The 24,695-nt window shown below is 74.3% G+C and carries 16 protein-coding genes and 1 pseudogene; 5 read left to right on the top strand and 12 right to left on the bottom strand.

Annotated elements, in window-relative coordinates:
- Positions 1-26: 26 nt before the first annotated feature.
- The 4 genes and pseudogenes from eccD to ACH4KB_RS33855 form a co-directional block, all read right to left on the bottom strand.
- Positions 27-1,385, bottom strand: a complete 1,359-nt coding sequence (gene eccD / locus ACH4KB_RS33870) for a type VII secretion integral membrane protein EccD (RefSeq protein ID WP_398070255.1) — start codon at positions 1,383-1,385, stop codon at positions 27-29.
- Between the two features lie 158 nt (positions 1,386-1,543).
- The gene (locus ACH4KB_RS33865; protein WP_398070253.1) at positions 1,544-1,834 is read right to left on the bottom strand and encodes a hypothetical protein; all 291 of its coding nucleotides are present in this window, start codon (positions 1,832-1,834) and stop codon (positions 1,544-1,546) included.
- Between the two features lie 84 nt (positions 1,835-1,918).
- Positions 1,919-2,839, bottom strand: coding sequence for a GNAT family N-acetyltransferase (locus ACH4KB_RS33860; RefSeq protein WP_398070251.1), 921 nt, complete (start codon positions 2,837-2,839; stop codon positions 1,919-1,921).
- Positions 2,840-2,952: 113 nt separating this feature from the next.
- Positions 2,953-4,565, bottom strand: a pseudogene (locus tag ACH4KB_RS33855) (PucR family transcriptional regulator).
- A 139-nt stretch (positions 4,566-4,704) separates the two neighbouring features.
- Between ACH4KB_RS33855 and speB the strand changes: the two are divergent.
- The 5 genes from speB (at position 4,705) to ACH4KB_RS33830 (ending at position 13,860) form a co-directional block, all read left to right on the top strand.
- Positions 4,705-5,688, top strand: a complete 984-nt coding sequence (gene speB / locus ACH4KB_RS33850) for an agmatinase (protein WP_398070249.1) — start codon at positions 4,705-4,707, stop codon at positions 5,686-5,688.
- Entirely contained in the window at positions 5,685-7,367 is a 1,683-nt protein-coding gene (locus tag ACH4KB_RS33845; protein ID WP_398070247.1) for a thiamine pyrophosphate-binding protein, read from the top strand. The genes speB and ACH4KB_RS33845 overlap by 4 nt, the downstream gene beginning before the upstream one ends.
- 418 nt (positions 7,368-7,785) lie before the next feature.
- Positions 7,786-11,565, top strand: a complete 3,780-nt coding sequence (locus ACH4KB_RS33840; protein ID WP_398070245.1) for an ABC transporter ATP-binding protein — start codon at positions 7,786-7,788, stop codon at positions 11,563-11,565.
- Between the two features lie 145 nt (positions 11,566-11,710).
- Positions 11,711-12,241 carry a hypothetical protein gene (locus ACH4KB_RS33835; RefSeq protein WP_398070243.1) on the top strand — a complete coding sequence of 177 codons (531 nt, stop codon included), beginning with the start codon at positions 11,711-11,713 and terminating at the stop codon, positions 12,239-12,241.
- 134 nt (positions 12,242-12,375) lie between these two features.
- Positions 12,376-13,860: a S28 family serine protease gene (locus tag ACH4KB_RS33830; RefSeq protein ID WP_398070241.1), complete on the top strand. Its 1,485-nt coding sequence runs from the start codon at positions 12,376-12,378 to the stop codon at positions 13,858-13,860.
- A gap of 138 nt (positions 13,861-13,998) precedes the next feature.
- Here ACH4KB_RS33830 and ACH4KB_RS33825 read toward each other — a convergent pair whose 3' ends face one another.
- From ACH4KB_RS33825 to ACH4KB_RS33790, 8 genes are all read right to left on the bottom strand, one after another.
- Positions 13,999-15,831 (bottom strand): glycoside hydrolase family 3 protein, encoded by a 1,833-nt coding sequence (locus tag ACH4KB_RS33825; RefSeq protein ID WP_398070239.1) that lies wholly within the window; start codon positions 15,829-15,831, stop codon positions 13,999-14,001.
- Positions 15,832-16,047: 216 nt separating this feature from the next.
- Positions 16,048-16,836, bottom strand: coding sequence for a sugar phosphate isomerase/epimerase family protein (locus ACH4KB_RS33820; RefSeq protein ID WP_398070237.1), 789 nt, complete (start codon positions 16,834-16,836; stop codon positions 16,048-16,050).
- A 277-nt stretch (positions 16,837-17,113) separates the two neighbouring features.
- Positions 17,114-17,764, bottom strand: coding sequence for a GAF domain-containing protein (locus ACH4KB_RS33815; protein WP_398070235.1), 651 nt, complete (start codon positions 17,762-17,764; stop codon positions 17,114-17,116).
- Positions 17,748-18,551, bottom strand: coding sequence for a S8 family peptidase (locus tag ACH4KB_RS33810; RefSeq protein WP_398070233.1), 804 nt, complete (start codon positions 18,549-18,551; stop codon positions 17,748-17,750). The genes ACH4KB_RS33815 and ACH4KB_RS33810 overlap by 17 nt, the downstream gene beginning before the upstream one ends.
- A 249-nt stretch (positions 18,552-18,800) precedes the next feature.
- Positions 18,801-22,280: an adenylate/guanylate cyclase domain-containing protein gene (locus ACH4KB_RS33805; RefSeq protein ID WP_398070231.1), complete on the bottom strand. Its 3,480-nt coding sequence runs from the start codon at positions 22,278-22,280 to the stop codon at positions 18,801-18,803.
- 205 nt (positions 22,281-22,485) lie between these two features.
- Positions 22,486-22,704, bottom strand: a complete 219-nt coding sequence (locus tag ACH4KB_RS33800; RefSeq protein ID WP_003969047.1) for an aroma-sacti cluster domain-containing protein — start codon at positions 22,702-22,704, stop codon at positions 22,486-22,488.
- Positions 22,701-23,456 carry an iron-containing redox enzyme family protein gene (locus ACH4KB_RS33795; RefSeq protein WP_398070229.1) on the bottom strand — a complete coding sequence of 252 codons (756 nt, stop codon included), beginning with the start codon at positions 23,454-23,456 and terminating at the stop codon, positions 22,701-22,703. Before ACH4KB_RS33795 ends, ACH4KB_RS33800 begins: the two co-directional genes overlap by 4 nt.
- A 28-nt stretch (positions 23,457-23,484) precedes the next feature.
- Positions 23,485-24,669, bottom strand: coding sequence for a radical SAM protein (locus ACH4KB_RS33790; protein WP_398070227.1), 1,185 nt, complete (start codon positions 24,667-24,669; stop codon positions 23,485-23,487).
- Positions 24,670-24,695 lie beyond the last annotated feature (26 nt).

The following is a 24,695-nucleotide window of genomic DNA, read 5'->3' as shown; positions in this document are numbered from 1 at the left end:
CGACCGGAGCCGCCCGCGCATGAATGTCAGAACTTGTCGAGCAACTGGCCGTAGATGCCGAACACACCGATGGCGAGCGGGAACAGCCCCACCATGCCGATGGACTCGATCAGGTCAGCGGTGCGCCGGAGCCTCACCCGTACATGCTCGGGAGGCTCCACCGTCAGGGCGAGCAGGGGCAGCAGTGCCGCCACGCCGAGCACCACGACGGGGCCCGTGCCCCCGGACGGCTGCTCCATCCACAGCATCACGAGGCGTACGAGCAGGACCGCCGCGCCGGCGAACAGGGCCACCACCTCGGCCACCAGAGGGAACGCGCGAGCCCTCGACAGCAGCACCACCGCTACCAGCGAGGGCAGGAGCACCGTCCACACGGTCGGCCGTGCGGTGAGGGTGAGGAGCCAGCCGGCCGCCGTCGCCGACGCCGCGGTGACCACGGTGGCGAGGGCGAGTCCTCGGTGGGTGGAGGTCAGTGCGTCGGCCACGTCGTGACGGCTGACCGATGCCCCGCCCGACCGTCGGTCATCGAGCGCGGTGAGGCCGGACGCCATCAGCGCGAGCCGGGGCAGCACGCCGAGCAGCACCACGGAGAACACCGCCATCACAGCGCCCAGTCGGGCCGGATCGGGCTCCACGGCGGCGACGGCCTCCCACACCGCGGTGACGGCGACGGTGGCACCGGCGCCGATCAGGCCGCCGCGGCCGAGCGGCGAGAAGAACCCGAGCAGCAGCAGGGCCAGGGCCACCGCCGTCCCCACCGCGGCGAGCCGGGCCGGGCCGGACCAGTCGTACGCGTCGGCGGCGGTCCAGGCCGTGAGAACGCCGAGGCCGCCCGAGACGGACAGTAGCGCGGTCGACAGGCCGCGATTGCCCGTCCCGATCCGCGCGCACAGCGCGCCGCCCACCAGGAGGACGGCGGTGGCGACCGCCAGCGCGACGGCCAGGGTGCCGAGCGGGAGTTCGCGCCGGGCCAACAGGGCGGCGATCACCGCGAAGGCCACGGTCGACGCCCCGGCGGTGACCCTGCGAGCGGCCGGACGCCAGCGCCAGGCCTGGAGGTCGAGGCTGTCCGCCACCTGGTCCGTGACGTCGTGGACGACCGGGGCGGGCGGAGCCGCGTGGGTCCTGACCAGGCGCAGCACGGCGCCGTCGCTGACGTTGGCCGAGGCGAGCGTGCTGTCGTGCGGCAGGGCTGAACCGTCGGAGGTGATCAACTGCCGGGTCAACGGCCGCGAAGCCGCCCGGTCATCCAGCAACTGAAGGATGTCCGGCAGTAGTTGCCCGATGGGTGTGTCCGAGGGCAGCACGATGTCGGCCCGGCGCCGCTCGCCGACCAGGGTCACCCGGCTCAGTTCCGACTGGGACGTCCTTGCTGTGCTCACCACTTACGGAAACCTATCATCGTGATGTTCCGGAATTTCGGGCCAATGAGGCATAGAGCAGGGCGTGGTTGGCGCATTTCCGAGCTCGGCGCAATTTCGTCTGCGATACGTGCGCGCCTGGTGAATTTCCGGCCACTTCGTCGTTTCTCGGCCGGAGTTGATCAGGGGCCGCTCTCCGGGCCGGAAGAATGCGCCGGCGATGCGTACTGCTGCGCCTGCCGTTGCTGCTTCTCCTGCTCGGCCTTCTGTTTGTCGAGCGTGTGCTGGAGGAAGGACCAGCCGACGCACCCGGCACAGAGCACGGCGGTGATGGCGATGCCCGCGAATACCTTCCCGAGGCGCTCGTCGGCGGTGCGCCGTGCGCGCCCCACGCCGAAGAGCAGAGCGTCTCGCGTCCTGCGGCGGCGTACCCCCACCGATTCCAGCAGCTGACTGTCGTAATCCCGTGCCACACCATCCCCCTTTGCCACTGCAACATACCGAGGGGTGGTTGTGGAGTACACATCAGGGGGGGCGGGACGTGAGGGAAGCGGAGTTCACGCCCCGCCGGGGCGCGTCCAGTCGTGGTTCTCGCGTACGAGGGTGAATCCGGCCGACCGGTAGAGCGCTGCGGCCGCCTCGTTGCCGGCCGGCGTCAGGACGGCCACCGCACTCGCGCCCCGGTCGACGAGCGCCGCGCACGCGCCCCGTACGGCGTCGCGGCCGTAGCCGTGACCTCGGTGGTCCGGATGGGTGCCGACCGGTTCGAGCAGTCCGCACCTTCCCGCGCCCCCGAACCAGCCGGTCGCGGCGGCGGCGGGGTCCCCGGCGGGTGTGCGGACGAGCGTGTCCACGGCGAGGTGGCCCGCGGGGGACTCCTTCATCCTGCGCCAGTGGTCTACGGAGAACGTGGATCCCTCGAAGGCGGCCCGGTGCACCAACGCCCGGTCGTCGGCGTCGGACCCGGTGACCCGCACCGCGCGGCTCGACACCGGCCCCGGGGACCAGGAGAAGACGAGCCAGGGCTCCTCCGTGTCCGGTTCCCAGCCGGGTACGGGCAGGCCGTCGGTCGCGTCGTTGCCGGGTACGAGCAGGTCCTCCGCGTCCGCCGCGAGCGCTCCGAGATCGGCGTCGGGTGCGGCGGTCACGCGCAGTACGGGGCCGTCGAGGAAGCCGACCGCCACGGGTGCCGCCTGCGCCGCGTCGCCGGACCGGGCCCCGGCCTGCGATGCGACCTGGGCCCCGGCCTGCGATGCGACCTGGGCCCCGGCCTGCGATGCGGCCGGTGCGTCGGGCCCTGCTGAGGCCTGCGCGTCGGTCCAGAGGTAGACGGTCGCGTCGTCCAGTCGCAGAAGCCAGCCCACGTCCCCGGGGTGCAGGCTCCCGGTCGGGGCGTCGGGCGGTGTCCACGCACGCAGGGCACGCAGCGCCGGGCCGGTGCCGGCAGGGGACAGGCGGTGCCGCGTGAGTGAGGCCATGCGCGGAGACTAGTCAGCGCGCCACAGAAGCGCGAAGACTTTTGTGCCCGGCGTGCCCGGCGTGCCCGGGGCGCCTGGGGTGCCCGGGGTGCCCGGGGTGCTCGGGCCGGTGGTCATGTCTGCCGCAGCGCGAACCACAACTCCGCCCGTACGTCCATGTCGTCCAGGTCCGAGCCCAGCAACTCCCCGCACCGCCCGATGCGTTGGCGGACGGTGTTGCGGTGGACGCCCAGGGCCACCGCCGTACGGTCCCAACTGCCGTGGAGGGAGAGCCAGCAGCGCAGGGTGTCGGCCAGCGGCGCGGTGAGCGGGGCGAGGAGGGCGCGGGCGTGGGCGGCCGCCTGTGCGGGCGGGACCAGCGCGGCGAGGCCGCTCGCGGGGGCGTCCACCCTCAACGGGGCTCGGGTCGCCCCGCGTGGGCCAGGGCGCGGGCGGCCAGGGTGTCGGCGGCGTCGAGAGCGGTGACGGGGGTGGGCGCGGACGCGCCGAGCGTCCAGCCGGGCTGCGGGGTGAGCCGGGCGGAGCGGGGCGGTGCATCCGTCCCCGCGGGATCGTCGTCCAGCGGCTCCCCGCCCTCCGCCGGGCCCGCCCCCGGGGTCGCCCTGCCGTCCGGGCCCAGCAGGAGCCGGACCGCCTCGCCCGCCCCACGTCCCGCGTCGACCAGGGCCGTGCCCAGCGACGCGCCCAGGGCCCCGGCCGTCAGGGCGTCCGCCGGGGCGCCGTCGGTGCGGCGGGCGTGGATCACCGTCCAGGGGCCGGTGGAGCCGAGGAGGGGCGCCACCTCGGCCGGGGAGGCCCCCAGGAGCAGGCGGACCAGGGCCGCCGAACGGCCCGCCGCGTCCGCGCCCTGGTGGGGGGCGGCCAGGAGGGAGAGGAGGACCACCGCGATGCCCGCCACCGTGTGGTCGCCGGACTCCCGTCGCCGGGTCGCCAGCGCCAGGACCAGGCCCTCGCCGCCACCCAGCGCGTACGCGGACAGGAGGGACCCGCCGTGGGTGTCGGTGGCTGAGGAGGGGGAGCCGGGGCGTTCGCGGGCGACCACCCGGGCCAGCCGGGCCAGGGCCCCCGCCGCCTCCGGGTCCGGGCGGCGGCCCGCCGCGTGCACCTCCTCGCCCCGCGCCGTCAGCAGGACCGCCCGGCCGCCGAGCCGCGTCGCGAGCTGGTGGAGGACCGCCGGTACGGGGTCGGGGCGGGCCGCCGCCGTCGCCAGCGCCTGCTGGGCGCGGGCCATCCGGCGCAGCTCGCGGTGGCGTGCCTCCGCCATCAGCTGCCATACCGCCCGCGCGATGGCGGTGAACGGGGTCTCCGGCCCCACCTCCAGCAGCGGCAGGCCCTCCCGGTCGCACGCCTCGATCAGGGCCCGGGGCACCGTCTCGTGCACCGGCCGCACCCCAAAACCCAGCGCCGCCGCCCCCGCCTCCACCAGCCGGCCGACGTAGCGGTCCGGGTCCGTCAGCAGCACCCCCGCGCTCAGCAGCAGTTCGCCGCCGAGCAGATACGGATACGGGTCGGCCATCTCCGAGGTGTGCACCCAGAGCAGATCGGCGTCGGCCGGGCCCGCGATCCGGCGCAGGCCCAGCTCCTCGCGCGCCAGGAGCTCCGCCAGCGGGATGGGCGGGGTCGGCGGTCCGGCCGGCGGAGTCGTCCGCGGGGTGTCCGCGGAAGGGTTCGGCGTGTTCGGCGTGTTCGGCTGGTTCGGCTGGTTCGGCATGGATGGTTCATCCATTCAGTGCGTCGCGAATGGAGGAAACGTACACTTCAAAGTTGGCTTTCGGCCACCTACCGTCTTCCGGGGGTGTGGGCCGGACGGGCTGGGAGGCCCGCACACTTGACACCGTACGAACCCGAGGGAAAGGCACACCCCCATGAGCAGCACCGAATCGCCGCGCGGCCCCATCGACTCCTCCCGCGTCCCGCGGTACGCCGGGCCCGCGACGTTCGCCCGGCTGCCCCGGCTCGACGAGGTCGGCCGGACCGACGTCGCCGTGGTCGGCGTGCCCTTCGACACCGGGGTCTCCTACCGGCCCGGCGCCCGCTTCGGCGGCAACGCCATCCGTGAGGCCTCCCGGCTGCTGCGCCCGTACAACCCGGCGCAGGACGCCTCCCCGTTCGCCCTCGCGCAGGTCGCCGACGCCGGGGACATCGCGGCGAACCCGTTCAACATCAACGAGGCCGTCGAGACCATCGAGGGCGCGGCCGACGACCTCCTGGGCACCGGCGCACGCCTGATGACCCTCGGCGGCGACCACACCATCGCCCTGCCCCTCCTGCGCTCCGTCGCCAAGAAGCACGGGCCCGTCGCGCTGCTCCACTTCGACGCGCACCTGGACACCTGGGACACCTACTTCGGCGCCGAGTACACCCACGGCACCCCGTTCCGCCGGGCCGTCGAGGAGGGCATCCTCGACACTTCCGCCCTCTCCCACGTCGGCACCCGCGGCCCGCTCTACGGCAAGCAGGACCTGACCGACGACGAGAAGATGGGCTTCGGGATCGTCACCTCCGCCGACGTCATGCGGCGCGGCGTCGACGAGATCGCCGACCAGCTGCGGCAGCGCATCGGCGACCGACCGCTCTACATCTCCATCGACATCGACGTGCTCGACCCCGCGCACGCCCCCGGCACCGGCACCCCCGAGGCCGGCGGCCTCACCTCCCGCGAGCTGCTGGAGATCCTGCGCGGCCTCTCCTCCTGCCACCTGGTCTCCGCCGACCTGGTCGAGGTCGCCCCGGCGTACGACCACGCCGAGATCACCTCCGTGGCCGCCTCGCACGCCGCGTACGAGCTGACGACGATCATGTCCCGCCAGATCGCCGCGGAGAAGGCGAAGGGGGCCGCGTCCCAGTGAGCCACGACCACGACGACCGGCCGCAGCTCACCGCCGCCCAGGCCGCCGCCGTCCTGAACCCGCCGGCCGGCCGCAACGGCGGTGACCTCGTCGTCGAGTCCCTCCAGGGGCTCGGCGCGACCACCGTCTTCGGGCTGCCCGGCCAGCACGCGCTCGGCATGTTCGACGCGCTGCGCCGCTCCTCCCTCCGTTACGTCGGACTCCGCGTCGAGAACAACGCGGGCTTCGCCGCCGACGCGTACGGCCGGATCACGGGGGAGGTCGCGCCGCTGCTCCTGTCCACCGGGCCCGGGGCGCTGACCTCGCTCGCCGCGCTCCAGGAGGCGGCCGCCGCCTCCGCGCCCGTCCTCGCGATCTCCAGCCAGATCCCCACGGCGGGGCTCGGCGGCGGGCGGCACGGCTATCTCCACGAGCTGCGCGACCAGCAGTCCTCCGTCCGCGACATCGTGAAGTCCGTGCACACCGTGCGGTCCGCCTCGCAGATCCCCTCCGCGATCGCCGCCGCCTGGGAGTCCGCGCTGACCGCCCCGCACGGGCCGGTCTGGGTGGAGATCCCGCAGGACGTGCTGCTCGCGGAGACGACCCTGCCGGTCGTCAGCGCCATGGACGCCACCCCGCGCGAGCTCTACCCGCGCCCCGAGCTGACGGTCGCCGCGGCCCACCTGCTGTCGAACGCCGAGCGGCCCGTGATCGTCGCGGGCGGCGGAGTCGTCCGCTCCGACGCCTCCGGCAAGCTGCGCGCGCTGGCCGAGAAGCTCGACGCCCCCGTCGTCACCACCTTCGGCGGCAAGGGCGCGTTCCCCTGGGAGCACCCGCTCTCGCTCCGCTCCTGGCTGGAGGACCGGCACACGACCGACTTCCTGGAGGACGCGGACGTCCTGCTCGTCGTCGGCTCGGGGCTCGGCGAACTCTCCTCGAACTACCACACCTTCCGCCCGGGCGGCCGGCTGATCCAGATCGAGGCGGACGCCGGGAAGCTGGAGGCCAACCACCCCGCGCTCGGCATCCACTCCGACGCCCGCGAGGCCGTGGCCGACCTCCTGGAGGCCGTCGAGCGGCGCGAGGACGCGGGAGCCGCGGAGCGCGTGGCCACGGTGCTGGAGAAGGTACGGGTCCGGATCGCCGCCCAGGAACTGACCCTGGAGCAGCAGGTCCTCGCCGCCGTCCGCGAGGCGCTGCCCGACACCGCGCCCAGCTTCTGGGACATGACGATCCTGGCGTACTGGGCCTGGTCCGCGTTCGACGCCCGCCGACCCAACACCATGCACTCCGCCCAAGGCGCGGGCGGCCTCGGCTACGGCTTCCCGGCGGCCATCGGCGCGGCCGTCGCCGACCCGACGAAGCCCGTGCTCGCGGTCTCCGGCGACGGCGGCGCGATGTACTCCATCGCGGAGCTGGCCACCGCCCGCCAGTACGACCTGCCGCTGACCTGGCTGATCGTCGACGACGGCGGCTACGGCATCCTGCGCGAGTACATGACGGGCGCCTTCGGCGAGGCCACCGGCACCGAGCTGTCCCGCCCGGACTTCGTCGCGCTCGCCGAGTCCTTCGGCGTCCCCGCCGTCGTGACGACACCGGAGTCCCTCGCCGCCGACCTCGGCAAGGCGCTGGCGGCCCCGGGCCCGTCCGTCGTGGTGCTCCCGGCCGTGCTGCGGATGTTCGAGCCGACGCACCTGTAGGCCGTGCGCCTGGGCCGTATGCGTAGGCCGTGCGCGTAGGCCTTATGCGTAGGCCTTATGCGTCCGGAGCGCGGCGGGCCGGGCCGGACCGAGGCCCCCCCGGCCCGGCCCGGCAGAAGGTCCGGCAGCTGCCGGAACACCACCGAGGCGGCGGGCCCCTCGCCCCGGCCGGCGGCGGCCGGATACCGGCCCGCCTGCCCGAACGGGTCCTAGGACCCCGGTACCGCACGCCCCCGACCATCGGCCCGTCCGCCGCCCCCTTTGTCGCGGCGGGTGTTGCGACGGGATGAAATCCGCAGCCCCGGGCGTTGGTTCCTTCCGGTAGGCCAGGTGGAACAGCTGAAGCGGAGCCTGGTCACCGGTGGAACAGCTGGATCAGCGGACAGGCCGAGGAGAAGGCCGAAACGGGAGGCAAGGCGTGACGGGCGCAGAGCAACAGGGGTGGGGCCGGCGGCTGACCGGGTACGCGTGGCGGTACCGGCGCAACGTCGTGCTCGCTCTCGGCTCGTCGCTCGCCGGAATGGCCGTCATGGCCCTCGTTCCGCTTATCACCAAGGTGATCATCGACGACGTGGTCACCGACCACACCCGCTCTCTCGCCGTCTGGACCGGACTGCTCATCGGCGCGGCCGTCCTCGTCTACATAGCCACCTACATCCGCAGGTACTACGGCGGCCGGCTCGCCCTGGACGTCCAGCACGACCTGCGTACGGACATGTACACGACGATCACCCGGCTCGACGGGAAACGGCAGGACGAGCTGTCCACCGGGCAGGTCGTCGGCCGGGCCACCAGCGACCTCCAGCTGATCCAGGGGCTGCTGTTCATGCTCCCGATGACCATCGGGAACGTGCTGCTCTTCCTCATCTCCCTGGTGATCATGGCGTGGCTCTCGCTGCCCCTGACCCTCGTCGCCCTCGCCGTCGCCCCCGCCCTCTGGTTCATCGCCCGCCGCTCCCGCACCCGGCTCTTCCCCGCCACCTGGTACGCCCAGAGCCAGGCCGCCGCCGTCGCCGGAGTCGTCGACGGGGCCGTCTCCGGGGTCCGGGTCGTCAAGGGCTTCGGCCAGGAGGACCAGGAGACCGGCAAGCTCCGCGAGGTGGGGCGCCGGCTGTTCGCCGGGCGGCTGCGCACCATCCGGCTGAACTCCCGCTACACCCCCGCCCTCCAGGCGGTTCCCGCGCTCGGCCAGGTCGCCATGCTCGCCCTCGGCGGCTGGCTGGCCACCCGGGGCGAGATCACCCTCGGCACGTTCGTCGCCTTCTCCACCTACCTCGCCCAGCTCGTCGGCCCCGTCCGGATGCTCGCCATGGTCCTCACCGTCGGCCAGCAGGCCCGCGCCGGCGTGGAACGCGTCCTGGAACTCATCGACACCGAGCCCTCGATGCGGGACGGCACGAAGGAACTGCCCGCCGACGCCCCGGCCGGCATCGAGTTCGACGACGTACGGTTCGGATACGCTTCGCCTCGCTCCGCCTCCGCTACAGACACGGACCTCGGCAGCGGAGCCTCCGAGCGCCCCGTCCTCGACGGGTTCTCGCTCACCGTCGAACCCGGCGAGACCGTCGCCGTCGTCGGCGCGTCCGGCAGCGGCAAGTCCACCGTCTCGCTCCTGCTGCCCCGCTTCTACGACGTCTCCCACGGGGCCGTCCTCATCGGCGGCCACGACGTCCGCGAGCTGACCCAGGCGTCCCTGCGCTCCGCCATCGGGCTCGTCCCCGAGGACAGCTTCCTGTTCTCCGACACCATCCGCGCCAACATCGCCTACGGCCTCCCCGACGCCACCCAGGAGCAGATCGAACAGGCCGCCCGCGCCGCCCAGGCCGACCGGTTCATCGCCGACCTGCCGCAGGGGTACGACACCACCGTCGGCGAACACGGGCTCACCCTCTCCGGCGGCCAGCGCCAGCGCGTCGCCCTCGCCCGCGCCATCCTCACCGACCCCCGGCTCCTCCTCCTCGACGACGCGACCTCCGCCGTCGACGCCCGCGTCGAGCACGAGATCCACGAGGCCCTCAAGCAGGTGATGGCGGGCCGTACGACGCTCCTCATCGCCCACCGCCGCTCCACCCTCCAGCTCGCCGACCGCATCGCCGTCCTGGACGGCGGGAAGCTCGCCGCGATCGGCACCCACGAGGAGCTGGAGCGCACCTCCGCGCTCTACCGCCGCCTCCTCACCGACCCCGACGAGCTGGGCGGCACCTCGCCCGGCCACCGCCCGCCGCGCACCGAGGCCGGCCCCGAGGACGACCGCGCGCTCCAGGAGGAGCTGGACGCCGAGTTCGACGCGGAGCGCGGCATCACCCCCGCGCTCTGGATCCGCGAGGAGGAGGAGCGGGACACCACCGTCGCCGGTATGCCCGCGACGCCCGAGCTGCTCGCCCAGGTCGAGGCCCTGCCGCCCGCCACCGACACCCCCGAGGTCGACGAGGCCGCCGCCGTGCGGCCGGAGGACTCCTACGGGCTGCGCCGGCTGCTGCGCGGCTTCGGCGCGGTCCTGCTGATCAGCCTCGGTCTCGTCGCCGTCGACGCCGGCATGGGCCTGCTGCTGCCGGTCCTGATCCGGCACGGCATCGACGAGGGCGTCTCCCAGCTCTCCACCGGTGCGGTGTGGGCCGCCTCCGCGATCGCGCTGGTCGTCGTGCTCGTCCAATGGGTCGCGCAGACCGGCGAGATCCGGATGACCGGCCGGACCGGCGAGCGGATCCTCTACGCGCTCCGCCTGAAGATCTTCGCCCAGCTCCAGCGGCTCGGGCTCGACTACTACGAGCGGGAGCTGACCGGCCGGATCATGACCCGGATGACGACGGACGTGGACGCGCTCGCCACGTTCCTCCAGACCGGGCTGGTCACCGCGTTCGTCTCCGTCGTCACCTTCTTCGGCATCATGGCCGCACTGCTCGTCCTGGACGTCCAGCTCGCCCTGGTCGTCTTCGCCACCCTGCCCGTGCTGATCATCGGCACCGTCTTCTTCCGGCGCAGCAGCGTCAAGGCGTACGAGCTGGCCCGGACCCGCATCAGCGCCGTCAACGCCGACCTCCAGGAGTCCGTCTCCGGCCTCCGTATCGTCCAGGCCTTCGGCCGCGAGCACGACGGGGCCGTCCGCTTCGCCGAGCACAGCGACCACTACCGCCAGGCCCGGGTACGCGGCCAGTGGCTGATCTCCGTCTACTTCCCGTTCGTCCAGCTGCTGGCCTCGGTCGCCGCCGCCGCCGTGATCATCGTCGGCGCGGGCCGGGTCGACAACGGCACGCTGACCGTCGGCGCCCTGGTCGCCTACCTCCTCTACATCGAACTGTTCTTCGCCCCCGTCCAGCAGCTCTCCCAGGTCTTCGACGGCTATCAGCAGGCGACCGTCTCCCTCGGCCGCATCCAGGAGCTGCTGCGCGAGCCCACCTCGACCGCCGACCCGGACGAGCCGCTCGACGTGCTCTCGCTGCGCGGCGAGATCGCGTTCGAGGACGTCTCCTTCGCGTACGGCTCCGACGAGGAGGCCCTGACCGGTGTCGACCTGCGCATCCCGGCGGGCCAGACGGTGGCGTTCGTCGGGGAGACGGGGGCCGGGAAGTCGACCCTCGTCAAGCTCGTCGCCCGGTACTACGACCCCACGGCCGGCCGGGTCACCGCCGACGGAGCCGATCTGCGCACCCTCGACATGACCGCCTACCGGCACCGCCTCGGCGTCGTCCCGCAGGAGGCGTACCTCTTCGCCGGCACGGTCCGCGACGCCATCGCCTACGGGCTGCCCGACGCCACCGACGCCCAGGTGGAGGCCGCCGCCCGCGCGGTCGGCGCGCACGAGATGATCGCCACGCTGGAGGACGGCTATCTCCACGAGGTCGCCGAGCGCGGCCGCAACCTCTCCGCCGGGCAACGCCAGCTCATCGCGCTGGCCCGCGCCGAACTCGTCGACCCGGACATCCTGCTCCTGGACGAGGCCACCGCCGCCCTGGACCTCGCCACCGAGGCCCTGGTCAACCAGGCCACCGACCGCATCGCCGGCCGCCGCACCACGCTGGTGGTGGCCCACCGGCTGACCACCGCCGCCCGCGCCGACCGGGTCGTGGTCATGGACCACGGGCGCGTCGTCGAGGACGGCACACACGACGAGCTGCTCGCCCGGGGCGGGCGGTACGCCCGGCTGTGGCGCACCTTCATCGGCGAGGGCATAGGGGAGGACGAGCCGGCGGGCGTCTGAGCGGCGGCGGCCCCCGCGTGCAACCTCCGGTCCCCGCGTGCAACCTCCCGCCCGTCTGCTGCGTCGTAGCCAGGGACGCACAGGTGCGTACAGACGTCAGGTGGGCGCGAAGGTGTTCGAAAGGGCTGCGGAGCCGGTGAATCCCATGAGACCGACAGAGCCGACGGGATCGACAGGACCGACGGGATCGACAGGACCGGCGGGGTGGCCAGGACCGGCGGGACCGGCAGGGTCGCCGGGGCCGGCGGGACCGGCAGGGCCGGCGGGGTCGGCGGGAACGGCGGGGTCGGCGGGAACGGCGGGACGGCCCTGGCTGGTCCGCGTCCTCGTCCTGCTCCTGCTGGCCGGACTCGTGCCCCTTCTCGGCGCCCCCGGCGTCGCCCGGGCCGCCTCCGGCTGCTCCGGCCGCCCCGCGAAGACCGTCGAGTTCTCCACGGGAGAACTGCGCGTCTACAAGAGCCGCGCGCAGGCGTGCGCGGTGACCGTCGCCAAGAAGCCCGGAAAGCGGCGGACGATGAGCGTCACGCTCCAGGCGCGTGGCGGCCGCGCCGTCACGGACAAGGGCTCGTACACGAAGATGGCCGGCCCGGTCACCGTCAACGCGCTCAACCGCTGCGTACGGGCCACCGGCGCGATCGGCAAGAAGTCCGCCTCCACCGGATGGATTCTCTGCTGAGCACGCCGGCCTGCCGGCCGGGCTTCCCCACCGACACGCACGGATCTTCTCCATGACTCGGACAACCAGGTCTGGCGTGGCGTGTGTTGCCCCGATAAGTTCACGGCGACTGTCGTGAATCAAGGGGAGCGTGCATGCGCAAGTCACTCACAGGGGTTCTCTCGCTCGCCGTGCTCATAGGCACGGTCGGAGCCACGGGGGCCTCGGCCGGTGCGGCCACCGCCGCGGAGCCGGCCGCGAAGCGGAGCAGCGGCGTCGCCAAGGGCGGCGAAGCGAGCAACGAGGACGTCAAGGACCGCATCCTGGCCATCCCGGGCATGAGTCTGATCGAGGAGAAGCCCTACGCGGGCTACCGCTACTTCGTCCTCAACTACACTCAGCCGGTCGACCACCGGCGCCCGTCCAAGGGCACGTTCCAGCAGCGCCTGACGCTGCTGCACAAGGACGTGAGCCGCCCGACGGTCTTCTTCACCAGCGGCTACAACGTTTCCACGAACCCCAGCCGCAGCGAGCCGACGCAGATCATCGACGGCAACCAGGTCTCGCTGGAGTACCGCTACTTCACCCCGTCCCGGCCCGCCCCTGCCGACTGGTCGAAGCTGGACATCTGGCAGGCCGCCAGCGACCAGCACCGGGTGTTCGCGGCGCTGAAGAAGATCTACAGCAAGAAGTGGCTGGCCACCGGCGGGTCCAAGGGCGGCATGACCGCCACGTACTTCGAGCGCTTCTACCCGAAGGACATGGACGGCGTCGTCGCCTACGTCGCGCCCAACGACGTCAACGACAAGGAAGACTCGGCGTACGACCGGTTCTTCGCCGACGTCGGTACCCAGGAGTGCCGCGACAAGCTGGCGGGCGTGCAGCGTGAGGCGCTGATCCGCCGGGACCCGCTCCAGAAGAAGTACAAGGAGCTGGCCGCCGCCAACGGCTGGACCTTCAACACCGTCGGCTCCCTCGACCGCGCCTACGAGGCCACGGTCCTGGACTACACGTTCGCGTTCTGGCAGTACAGCCTGCTCGCCGACTGCGTGGACATCCCGGCCGACGCCGAGAAGGCCACCGACGAGGACATCTGGAACTCCGTCGACGCCATCTCCGGCTTCTCCGCCTACGTCGACCAGGGCCTGGAGAGGTACATCCCGTACTACTACCAGGCGGGCACCCAGCTCGGGTCGCCGGACATCACACAGCCCTGGCTCGGCGGTCTGAGCCGCTACGGCTACCAGCCCCCGCGCAACTTCGTGCCCCGCTCCATCCCGATGAAGTTCGACCGGCGCGCGATGCGGGACATCGACCGCTGGGTCAAGCGCAACGCCCGGCAGATGATGTACGTCAACGGCGAGAACGACCCGTGGAGCGCGGAGCCGTTCCGTCTCGGACGCGGTGCGAAGGACAGCTACGTCTACACCGTCCCCGACGGCAACCACGGCGCGAAGGTCTCCGGTCTCGTCGCCGACGAGAAGGCGAAGGCCACCGCCGCGATCCTGCGCTGGGCGGGCGTCGCCCCGGCGGCCGTCGAGGCGGACCCGGCCAAGGCGAAGCCGCTGGCGAAGTTCGACAAGAGGCTGGACAAGCGCAACGGCGAGATCGAGCGCGACGAGGCCACGCTGCGCCCGTAGGGGCCGCACGCGGTTCTCCCCGCCGCATGCCCATGGGGCTGCGTCCTTCGGTCACTCTCCCGGTGACCGGCGGGCGCAGCCCACGGCCAAGTCCCGTCCGGTCCGCGAGGGCGGACGACCATACCTTGCGGAGACTCCCTAGTACGCCAGCCCGTGGCCCACCGGATACAGCACCTGCGTCGGGTCGTCCGCGCGTTGCACCGGGACCGGGAGGGTGCCCTCCGGATCGGCGTGGCCCGCGATCACCCGGGCGGCGGCGCGCAGTTCGACGTCGGTCCAGGAGTACGCGGCGAGGCTCGCGGCGACTCCGGTCCCGGTGAGGTGGGCGACGTCGTAGGGGTTGCGGACCGCGACGGTGACCACCGGGACGCCGGTCGCCACGAGGGCCGTGACCAGGGTGCGCTGCGAGCTGGCCGCCGTGACGTTGTACGTCGCCACGACCACCGCGTCCTTGCCCTCGGCGGCGGCGACCGCTTCGGCGATCTTCGCCTGGTTCGGAGCCGTACCGGTGGACAACGCCGTCGCGGCGAAGCCCAGTTCGCCGAAGGCGTCGCGCAGGGTGCTGGTCGGCGGGCCCGTGGTCCCGGAGGGGGAGGCCGGATCGGCCCCCACCACCAGCAGGTCGTGGTGGCTGCGGCGGGAGAGCGGCAGCAGGGCGCCCGGATCGGCGAGCAGGGTCGTCGTGCGCTCCGCGATCCGGTCGGCGGCGGCCCGGTGGGCGCGGCTGCCGACCGTGCGCTCGACGCCCCGCCGGCTGACGAACGGGTCGCGGAACAGGCCCAGCCGGCTCTTCAGCCGCAGGATCCGCAGGATCGATTCATCGACTCTCGCCTCGCTGATCTCGCCGCCCCGCACCGCCTCCAGCACGGCGTTCCAGGCGACGGAGAGGTTCGGCGGGTTCAGCAGCTGGTCCACGCCCGCCAGGAGCGCGAGGACCGGCACGCGGTCGTCGCCGTACTTCGTGCGCACCCCCTCCATGCCGAGCGAGTCGGTGACCACCACCCCGTCGTAGCCCAGCTCCTCGCGGAGGATGCCGGTGAGGATCGGCCGGGAGAGCGTGGCCGGGTCCTCGGAAGGGTCGAGTGCGGGGACCACGATGTGCGCGGTCATGATCGAGTCGATACGGGCCCGGATCGCGGCGCGGAACGGCGGGGCGTCCAGCTCCTCCCACTGTGCGCGGGTGTGGTTGATCACGGGCAGCCCGGTGTGGCTGTCGGTGCTGGTGTCCCCATGACCGGGGAAGTGCTTGGCGGTCGACGCGATGCCCGCGCCCTGATAACCCTTCACCTGCTCGGCGACCAGGGCGGCGACCGCGTCGGGGTCGGAGCCGAACGACCGTACGCCGATGACCGGGTTGGCCGGGTTGACGTTGACGTCGGCGTCCGGCGCGTAGTTCTGGTTGACGCCGAGCGCGGCCAGTTCGGCGCCCGCGATCCAGGCCGCCCGGCGGGTGTCGGAGCGCGAGCCGCCCGCGCCGAGCGCCATCGCACCGGGCAGCAGGGTGGCGGGTTCACCGACCCGGCAGACGATGCCGTGCTCCTGGTCGGTGGAGACGAGCAGCGGCAGCCGGGAACGCCCGGCGAGCGCGGCGCGCTGGAGGCCGTTGGAGAGGTCGGCGATCTGGTGGGGGTCGCGGGTGTTGTGCGCCCAGGTGAAGTAGATGATGCCACCGACGTGGTACGTGGAGATCAACTCGGCGGCCGTACGGACCCCGATCTCCTTGAGGTTCGCGTCGATGTCGGCCTGGTCGGGGTCGGTGGCGGAGTGCCCGTAGACCCGCGTCACGAAGAGCTGGCCGACCTTCTCCTCCAGGCTCATCCCGGCGATGATCCGTCGCAGCCGACGGTCGGTGGAGGCGTTCGTGGTGGGCGCGGACGCGGCGGAGGGGGCGGCGGAGGCGCCGGTGGCCGCCGCCGCCGTGGCGGCCGCAGTGGCGGTGAGGAGGGTGCGTCTTGAGGTGCGGTGGGGCACGTGAGCTCCTTCCCGGGGTGAAAGAAACTTCCAAGGAAGTAGGCTTATAGGGAAAATAACTTCCGGTCAAGAGTCCCGGCCGCCCGCCCCGAGGGCCCGCACGCGAACGGACCCCGCGCGAACCGACCCCGACGCGGGAAGCCGTCCGACCCCGACACGGGAAGCCGTCCGACCCCGACGCCGGAAGCCGTCCGACCCCGACCCGCCGCCCCGCCGCTAATGCTTGGGCGCTCCGATCCGCAGCAGGTACTCGCGCCCCGCGTCCAGCAGCCCCGGCAGCTCCGCCGCCCCCGGGTGCCAGCGCTTCTCGTACTCCCAGCACACCCACGTGTCCGGATCGAGCCGGTCCAGGCAGTCCGCCAGCGGAACCACCCCGGAGCCCAGCGCCACCGGGGTGAGGTCGTCCGCCGACGCGACGTCCTTCACCTGGACGTAACCCAGGTGCGGGGCGAGCACCGCCTGACTGGCGGCCGACTCCTCACCGGCGAGCCAGGTGTGCAGCACGTCCCAGATCGCGCCGACCCGGGGGTGCCCGACCGCGGCGACGATCCGGGCGACGTCGAGGCCCGCCCGGTGCGAGTCATGCGTCTCCAGCAGGATGTTCACACCCATGTCGGCGGCGGCCGGCGCCGCCGCACCGAGCCGCCGGGCGGCCGTCGCGTCGGCCTCCGCCTGCTCCTGGTCGCCGCCGCCCGGGAAGACCCGGACAGAGGACGCGCCCAGGTCCCGGGCGAGCTTCACCAGCTCGGACAGCTCCGCCAGGACGGGCTCGTCGTCCCCCTCGGCGGCCGCCTTCACATACCCGGCGAGGCCCAGGATCTCCACCCCGCCGGCCTTGAACGCCTCGACCACATCGGCCCGTTCCCAGGACGAGAGCCCCAGGTGTACCGGCTCCTCGGGGTGGACGCGCAGCTCCACCCCCCGGTAGCCGTTCGCGGCGGCGAGCCGGACGACCTCGGATACCGGCGTTCCCGGCACTCCGAGGGTGGAGAATGCGAGCTTCATCGTGCTTGTCCTTCCCTAGGCCCTGTCGTCGAACTCCCGTCTGCCCCGCGGCGCCATGCACGCACTCTCGCCGCACCGGGCACACGCCCGAGTACGTCCAGTACGCGGACCTGCGCCCGGCACACCGAGAGCACGCACCTGACCCCGCAGGGCCGTCCTTCGGGCGACGGCGGGAGTTCGACGACAGGACCTAGGCCCTGGTCCGCCGAACACGCCCTGGTGCCGTCGCCCCGCTCCTGCCCGCCGGACCGGGCGTCACTCCCAGCGGCCGGCCTCCTCAGCCGACGCCCCGCAGCAGTCGCTCCAGGCTACCCAGCAGCTTCAGCGCGTCCTCGCGCCGCGCACCCTCCAGCAGGCCCGCGTCGGACGCCGCGCGCTGCTCGGCCTCCCGCACCCGCTCCGGGGTGACCACCCGCAGGGCGGCGGCGGCCTGCCGGGCGAACATCGCGAGCAGGTCCAGCTCCCGGACGCCCGACCTGGCCTGGGGGGAGGGGTCCAGCACCTCCAGCACGCCGAGGATCCGGGAGTCGCTGATGAGCGGGGCCGCCATCAGGGCGTTCGGCACGTACGCGGTCGACTCGGCCAGCGAGCGGTCGAAGGACGAATCCGCGCTCAGGTCGTCCACCACCATCGGCTCGCCGGACGTCGCCACCCAGCCGGCGATCCCGCGGCCGGCCGGGAAGCGCCGGCCCACGAGGAACTCCTCGCCCTGCCCGGACACGGCCTGGAAGACCAGCTCGTCCGCCTCCTCGTCGAGCAGGAAGACCGAGCTGGCCTCGGCCCCGAAGATGGCGCGGGCCACGTCGACCACCGACTGGAGCAACTCGCGGCGCGGCGCGTCGGCGATCTGGGCGTCGGCGACCGGGGCGGCGGCGACCGGGGCGGCGGTGGGGGAGAGGGAGGGAGCGGGATCAGTTCTCGGAGTCATCACGGATATCTCCTGCCGCAGTGGAAGGACGCGGCGTGTGGCGCACATTGGCCGCGGACAGATAGAGGGCGTTCTTGAGCTGGAAGGCCGTCATCCGCGGATGCGCGGACAGGACGCGGGCGCAGAGCCCGGCGACGTACGGCGTGGCGAAGCTGTTCCCCGTGGTGCGGATCGTCCGGCCGCCCAGCCATGGCACGGTCACGTTCTGGCCGGGACCGAAGAACTCCACCGGGGGCTCCGGGTTGTACAGGTGCAGTTCGGGGTCGTCCTCCTGGTGGCTGCCCACCGAGATCACCGACGCGAACCGCCAGGGGAAGCTCTCCACCGGGGTGTTGTGGGCCGAGGCGACGATCACCGTACGGGCGAAGTAGGCGCTGTCGGCCAGGCTGTGCAGCTCCTGCGCGAACCGTGTGCGGGTGGTTGACAGGCTGAGGTTGACCACGTCGAAGCCCTGCTCCACCGCCCAGCGCAGCCCGGCCATCAGGATGTCGCCGGTGCCGGAGAACCGCTCGCCGAGCACCCGCACGCTGTGGATCTCGCACTCCGGGGCGGTCCGCCGGACGATGCCCGCGCACGCGGTGCCGTGACCGCAGGTGTCCCCGGTGGTCGTCGGCTCGACCGTGATCTCCCCGCTCTCCGCGTCCTTGACGACCACCCAGGAGCCGGCCAGCGGGCCGATCAGCGGATGGTCGCGCTCCACGCCCGAATCCACCACGCACACCCGCACCCCGCGCCCGGTGGCGGGCCCGGCGGGGCGGCCGAGCGGCGGTCCGGGGTCCGCCAGCACCGGTACGTCCTCGGGGCCACGGCCGCGCAGACTCCAGGTCAGCCCCCGCCCCGGGGCCCCGCGCGCTCCCGGGGCCGTCCCCGGCTGCCCCGTCCCCGCCCGCGGTCGTTCCGGCTCCGTCCGTGGCCGTCCCGCCCCCGCCCCTGCTGGTGGCCGTTCCGGTTCCGTCCGTGGTCGTCCCGCCCCCGCCCCTGCTGGTGGCCGTTCCGGTTCCGTCCGTGGCCGTTCCGGTTCCGTGGTCGTCATCGGTCAGCTCCTCTCCCTCGTCGTGGCCAGGGGCCGGGGCGGGTGCGCGAGGAAGCCGGAGACCCGGCGCACCCCCGGCAGATGCCCCTTGCCCGTGAACTGCGCCCCGGCCGACCGGGCCGAGGCCCCGGCCTCCGGCCGCCTGCCCAGGGCGGCGAGCGTGTGCGCCCGGTCCAGCTCGGCGGTCGCCCGCACCAGCGGGGAGTCCGTGAGCAGCGAGGCCCGGACCGCCCGCTCCGCGTGTTCCGCCGCCTCCTCCGGGCGGTCCCGCACCGTCAGCCGGGCCCGCAGCCCCGCCAGGTCCACCGCGTCCGCACGGCTCAGCCCCGACGGGTCGCCGACGCCCGCCAGCCGGGCGGCCGCCGGAGCCTCCCGGCCCGCGTCCAGCTCCAGGCGGGCCGCGTCCAGCGCCACCGCCGTCCGCATCCCGGCAGCCCCCGTGCGCCGGGCCGCCGCGTCCGCCCGGCCCAGCAGGTCCAGGGCCTCCGTGCCGTTGCCGAGCAGCCCCTCCACCGTCGCCCGGAACACCGGGAGGAAGACCTCCGCCTCGGCGAACCCCAGCTTTCCGGCCAGCCGTTCCGCCTCGGCCAGGCAGCGGTACGCCTCGTCGCGCCGCTCCTGGAGCGCGTACAGCACCGCCAGCGGGCAGTTGAGGGTGACCCGGACCGTGGGCCGGCCCGCCCCGTGCGCGGAGAGCAGCGACCGGCAGCGGACCACCGCGTCGGGCACCGGGACCGGCCCCCGCCACAGGGAGACGCCGATCGCGCCCAGCGCCCCGGCCCGTTCCGGCTCCGCACCGGCCAGCACCGCGTGCTCCAGGGCGCGCGCCTGGTCCCGCTCCGCCTCCTCGTGCCGCCCGGACCGCTGGAACTGCTGCGCGAGCCGCAGATGGGCCCGCGCCCGGCCCGCCGAGTCCCCGGCCGCCTCGAACACCGGCAGCACGGCCCGGGCCACTGCGGCGGGGCCGGCACCCGGGCCGCCCGGATCCAGCACCGCGAGCGCGAGGCGGGCATGCGCGGCCTCCACCGGGTCGGACCCCGAGTCCCTTACGAGGCGCAGCAGTTCGGCCCCCTCCCCGGTGCGGCCCAGCGCCACCCGTACCTCGCCGAGCCGCCGTGTCGCCGCCGGGTCCCCGGGGCACAGGTCCACCGCCCGCTCCAGCAGGCCGTGCGCCCAGTGCAGGTCCGACCGGGCGGCGGCCTGCGCCCCGGCCCGGCCCAGCGCGGCGGCGGCCCGCTCGCGCAGCCGCCGGGCCGGATCGTCCAGCAGGCCCAGCTCCGCGCGGTACCGGTAGGCGCGCTCCAGATGGCCGCCGACCGCGCCGTCGCCGCTCCGCAGCACGCTGGGCAGCTCCGCCGCCCAGGCGTGGCGTTCCGCCTTGGCCCGCTTGGACAGTGAGGCGTAAGCGACCTCGTGCACCAGTCCGCTGCTGAACCGGTACGGTGCCGGCTCCCGGGCCCCCGGAGCCGCCGGGGTCCCCGATTCCACCAGGCGGCGCCGGCCCAGCACCGCCAACGCCTCCTCGACGCGCCGCCGGTGCTCCGGGGCCGACCCGGCAGCACCGGTCGCCCCGGCGAGCTGCCCGGCGTCCTGGCCCTCCCCGGCCCGTACGGACAGCTCCAGCCGGACCAGCTCCGGCGCGGTGAACTCCCGGCCGATCACCGCCGCCAGGTCCACCACCCCGCGCTCCGCCCGGGCCAGGGCCCCGATGCGCGCGCCCAGCAGGGCCTGGAGCGTGGGCGGCAGATCCTCCTCGGCGGCCGGGTCCCCCCGGCGGGCGGCGACCGCCGGGTCCGCCCGGTCGCCGACCAACAGCTGTTCCAGGTAGAGCGGGTTGCCCCCGGCCCGGGCCAGGAGCCGGTCGTCCACCGGGGCCGCCCCGGCGTCCGGACCCGCGAGACCGGCGGCGAGCCGCGCCGCCTCCTCGGGCGGCAGGCCGGTGAGCTGGAGGCGTCCCGCACCGGCGGAGGACCCGCCCACCCCGGCTCCCTCGCCCGGCCCGCCCGGCCCGCCCGGCCCGCCCGGCCAGCCCTGTCCGCCCGGCTCGTCCGCGCCCTCCGCACCGTCCGGCCCGCCCGGCCCGTCCGAACCCTCCGCACCGTCCGGCCCGTCGGGCCGCCCGGCGCAGAGCACCAGCACCCCCGCGCACCCCGAGCCGTCCGTCAGCCGGTGCACCGTGCGGACCAGCAAGGGGGCCGCAGCGTGCCAGTCGTCCAGCACCAGGACGGCCGGGCGGGTCCGGGAGGCCCGCTCCAGGACCGCCGTCAGGGCCGCGCACATGTCCTCGAAGGGCGCGTTCGGCGTACCGTCGCGCAGCAGGCCCCCGGACAGCAGGGCCATCGCGTCGTCGACCGCGAGACCGCCGGCCGCGACCTTCGTGTCGTCCGCGGGCCCGGGCCCCCGACCGGACGCCGGCCCGGACTCACGCGTGGACCCGGGACCGGGACCGGGACCGGGCGCGGGCCCGGCGTCGGACTGCCCGGGATCAGCTCCGGACGTGGGCGTGGGCGTGGGCCCCGCCACCACCAGCGCGCGCACCGCGTCGGCCAGCGGGGCGAGGGTGCCGTGATCCCCGTAACTGCGGCACCGCCCCGCGCCGTACGTGAGCGCGCCGGACGCCGACCGCCGCGCCAGCCACTCCCGTACCAGTCGGGTCTTGCCGATGCCCGCCTCCCCGGTGACCCGCAGCAGCCCGGCCCCGTCGCTCCGGACGGCCCGCTCCAGAGCCGCGTCCAGCGCCCGCTGTTCGGCGTCGCGGCCGACGAAAGGGACGTCGAAGCGGCGCAGCAGCTCGGGGTCGTCCGCGCCCAGTGCCAGCAGCCGGTGGGCCTCCACGCTGCCCCGCTTGCCCTTCAGCCGCAGCGGCCCGGTGGGTTCGGCCCGCACCGTCGGGCCGGCGGCGAGCAGGGTCTCCGGGCCGATCAGGATCTCGCCGGGGCCCGCGTTCTGCTCCAGCCGGGCGGCGATGTTGACGGTCTCCCCGGAGACCAGGGCCTGCCGCGCGGTCGCGTCCGAACCCGCCACCACCTGGCCGGTGTTGACACCGATACGGGTGGTCAGCTCGATGCCCAGGGTGGCGTCCAGCTCCTCGTTCAGCCGGGCCAGCGCCCGGCGCATCCCGAGCGCCGCCGCCAGCGCCCGGCGGGCGTCGTCGTCGCGGACCACCGGTACGCCGAACACCGCCATCACCGCGTCCCCGATGAACTTCTCCGGGGTGCCGCCCCGCGCCACGATCTCCGCGCTCATCGCCTCGAAGTACCGCAGGGTCACCGCGCGCAGCGTCTCCGGGTCGAGCACCCCCGACAGTGCGGTCGACCCGACGAGATCGCAGAACAGCACGGTCACCGGCTTGCGTTCGTCACCGGGCGGCGCGGCGGGGGCCGGTCCGGCCCCGCCGGCCCCGGTGGCCGCGCACGGCGTCCCGCAGGACGAACAGAACCGGGCCGTCGGCGGCAGATCCTGCTGGCACGAGGAGCAGTTCATGGCGGGTCCTTCTCTCCCGGGGGCCGTGCGGTCGGGGGCGTGCGGTCAGGGGGCCGCGGTCAGGGACGGCGGCGGGCGGGCGCACTGGGCGCTCGCGCCCCGGTGGGTACGGCCCCGGCGGCGGTGCGCCCGCCGCCGGGCCCGTCACGGTGATCGGTCACCGTCCGCCGGCCAGAACAGGGCACCGGCCAGTACAGGGCGCCGGTCAGAACAGGGCGCCGCCGGCGATCTCGCCGTGCGCCTGGACCTCCGGTCCCACGGCGTCCAGCCGGCCCTTGACGTCCAGCAGCAGCGCCAGTTCCTCCGGCGTCAGCCCGCACAGCACCTCGCGCTGCTCCTCGGTGAGCAGGTCCACGGGGAAGCCCGCCTCGTACAACGCGGCGGGCAGCACGGGCCGTTCGCCGTTCTCGGGTGGTCCGGTCATGGTGTGACTCCCATCGGTGGGACGAGTCCGGCCCCCCGCAGCGACGGCGCCGGTGCGGAGCGCCCGAGCCGGACGAACAGCCTGGTGAGCGCGTCGAGGGAATGCAGTGCGCTGACCGCCACGGCCGCTTCCGGCCCCCGGCCGAGCGGCAGCCGGTCCAGCAGCGCGTACAGCTCGTCCAGGTGCTCCGTGTCGATCACCGAGTGTTCCCGTACGGTCCGCAGCGCGGCGGCGGGCAGCCCGGTCAGCCGGGCGATGCGGCCGGTGAGACCGGGGGCGGGGGCGTAGCCCTCCAGTACGGCGATGTAGCCGAGCAGGGCGACCGGGTGGTGGTGCTCGATCCAGTAGTACTGGGACCCGACGAGCGAGGCGACCAGGGGAGAGGGCAGCCGACCGAGCGCGTCCTCGGGCGCGCCGCCCGCTGCCCGGAGGTCCTCCAGGAGCCAGGCGTCATGGCCCTCCTCCTCCCGGATGTGCTCCTCCAGGTACGCGGCGAGCGGCGCCGCCAGCGGATCGCCGGAGTCGGACAGGGCGCGGGCGCGGTCGAGAGCCAGCTCCATCAGCGGGACCGAGGCGCGGATGACGGCGTGCATCGTGCACAGGTACGTCCGGTAGCGCGGCAACAGCCCGTCGGCGCGCCACATGTGGTGCGTGGCGTCCTGGAACTCCGGCTCCAGCAGGCGGAGTTTGACCCGCAGCCGCGCGGACGCCCCCGCGCGCCCGAGCCGCGTACCGTCGGTCGCGGTGCTCATCGGACGTCCCGCCCGTCGGTCGCGGTGCTCATCGGACGTCCCGCCCCTCGGTCTCCGGCAGCGGCGGTCCGCCCGTGACGACCAGTGGCGCGTACGCCGCGCAGCCGTGACGGCGCACGACGCCCTGCGCGCCCTCCCGGGAGCCGCGCACCGCGGCCGTCAGGTCCAGCAGCGCCCCGGCCGCCCCGCCCGCCACGGCGAGGGCCCCGGCCGCCGCCGCCTCGTCGTCGCCCAGCGCCCGGCAGCCCTCGCAGTAGGAGCCCGTCCCGGCGCCGGAGCCGTACCGGGCGGCCAGATGCGTGGGCCCGACCGTGCGGAGCATGCGCAGCACCGGGGACTCCAGCGCCCGGCCGCGTACGGTCGCCCAGTCGTCGACGCCGATGTGCCCGAGGTCCAGATGGGCCGGGACCGGCCGCCTGTCGACGGTGTCCTGGTTGCAGCAGGCCAGCACCCGCCCGTCGAAGGCGACCACCGGCCAGGCGGCCATCGAGCACGGTGACGCCGCCGCCGGGTCGGGGCCGGTGCGGGCGGGCCTGGCCCAGGAGGCGGCCCGGCCGAACGGCCGCACCTCGTTGACCAGACAGGGGACCCGGCCGTCGAACTCCCGCTCCACCGCCCGGGTGATGTCGGCCAGATACGGGTCGGACGCGCCGGTCCCGGTGAGGTGGAAGCTCACCGCCACGCCCTCGTCCCGGATCCGGTGCAGGGCGCGGAACACGTCGGCGCGCGGGACCTCGCGCTCGTGGTGCGCGTCGAGGGAGGCCGAGAAGTGGTCGACGGAGCGGATCGCGCGCAGGATCGCGGGGGGAATCGCGCCGCCCCGCCTGCCCCGCCGGGTCCCGGACCGGGCGCTCCCGGACTGGGCACTCCCGGACTGGGCACTCCCGGATCGGGTGCTCCTGGACCGGGCGAAGAACATGCCGCTGAGCAGCGCGGTACGGGACCCGGCGCGGCGCGCCAGCGTGCTCAGCCGTTCGGTGAGCACGGGCAGCAGCAGCGGTTCCCCGCCGGTGAGCATGACGACGTCGGGCCGGTTCTCCGTGCTGAACGAGCCGACGAAGCGCTCCAGTTGAGCGCCGTCCGGCTCTTCCCGGGTGAACAGGTCCGACCCGGTCGAGCAGTGCGCGCAGCTCAGCGGGCACCGCCGGGTGAGGCCGAGGAGCAGGCCGGCGGCCGGGAAGGGCCGCCGTGCGACGAGTTCGGCGAGTTCCATGCGGGCCGCCTCCTTCGGGGCCGGGG

This window comes from Streptomyces sp. NPDC017520, assembly GCF_044329855.1.
GTDB lineage: Bacteria > Actinomycetota > Actinomycetes > Streptomycetales > Streptomycetaceae > Streptomyces.
This window is presented reverse-complemented; position numbering and strand designations above follow the sequence as displayed.

Bases quoted from the DNA above. Each gene is read 5' to 3' on its own strand.
- ACH4KB_RS33860 (WP_398070251.1), bottom strand. From the start codon at position 2,839: ATGGCCTCACTCACGCGGCACCGCCTGTCCCCTGCCGGCACCGGCCCG.
- speB (WP_398070249.1), top strand. From the start codon at position 4,705: ATGAGCAGCACCGAATCGCCGCGCGGCCCCATCGACTCCTCCCGCGTC.
- ACH4KB_RS33835 (WP_398070243.1), top strand. From the start codon at position 11,711: ATGAGACCGACAGAGCCGACGGGATCGACAGGACCGACGGGATCGACA.
- ACH4KB_RS33830 (WP_398070241.1), top strand. From the start codon at position 12,376: ATGCGCAAGTCACTCACAGGGGTTCTCTCGCTCGCCGTGCTCATAGGC.
- ACH4KB_RS33820 (WP_398070237.1), bottom strand. From the start codon at position 16,836: ATGAAGCTCGCATTCTCCACCCTCGGAGTGCCGGGAACGCCGGTATCC.
- ACH4KB_RS33815 (WP_398070235.1), bottom strand. From the start codon at position 17,764: ATGACTCCGAGAACTGATCCCGCTCCCTCCCTCTCCCCCACCGCCGCC.
- ACH4KB_RS33805 (WP_398070231.1), bottom strand. From the start codon at position 22,280: ATGAACTGCTCCTCGTGCCAGCAGGATCTGCCGCCGACGGCCCGGTTC.
- ACH4KB_RS33800 (WP_003969047.1), bottom strand. From the start codon at position 22,704: ATGACCGGACCACCCGAGAACGGCGAACGGCCCGTGCTGCCCGCCGCG.
- ACH4KB_RS33795 (WP_398070229.1), bottom strand. From the start codon at position 23,456: ATGAGCACCGCGACCGACGGTACGCGGCTCGGGCGCGCGGGGGCGTCC.
- ACH4KB_RS33790 (WP_398070227.1), bottom strand. From the start codon at position 24,669: ATGGAACTCGCCGAACTCGTCGCACGGCGGCCCTTCCCGGCCGCCGGC.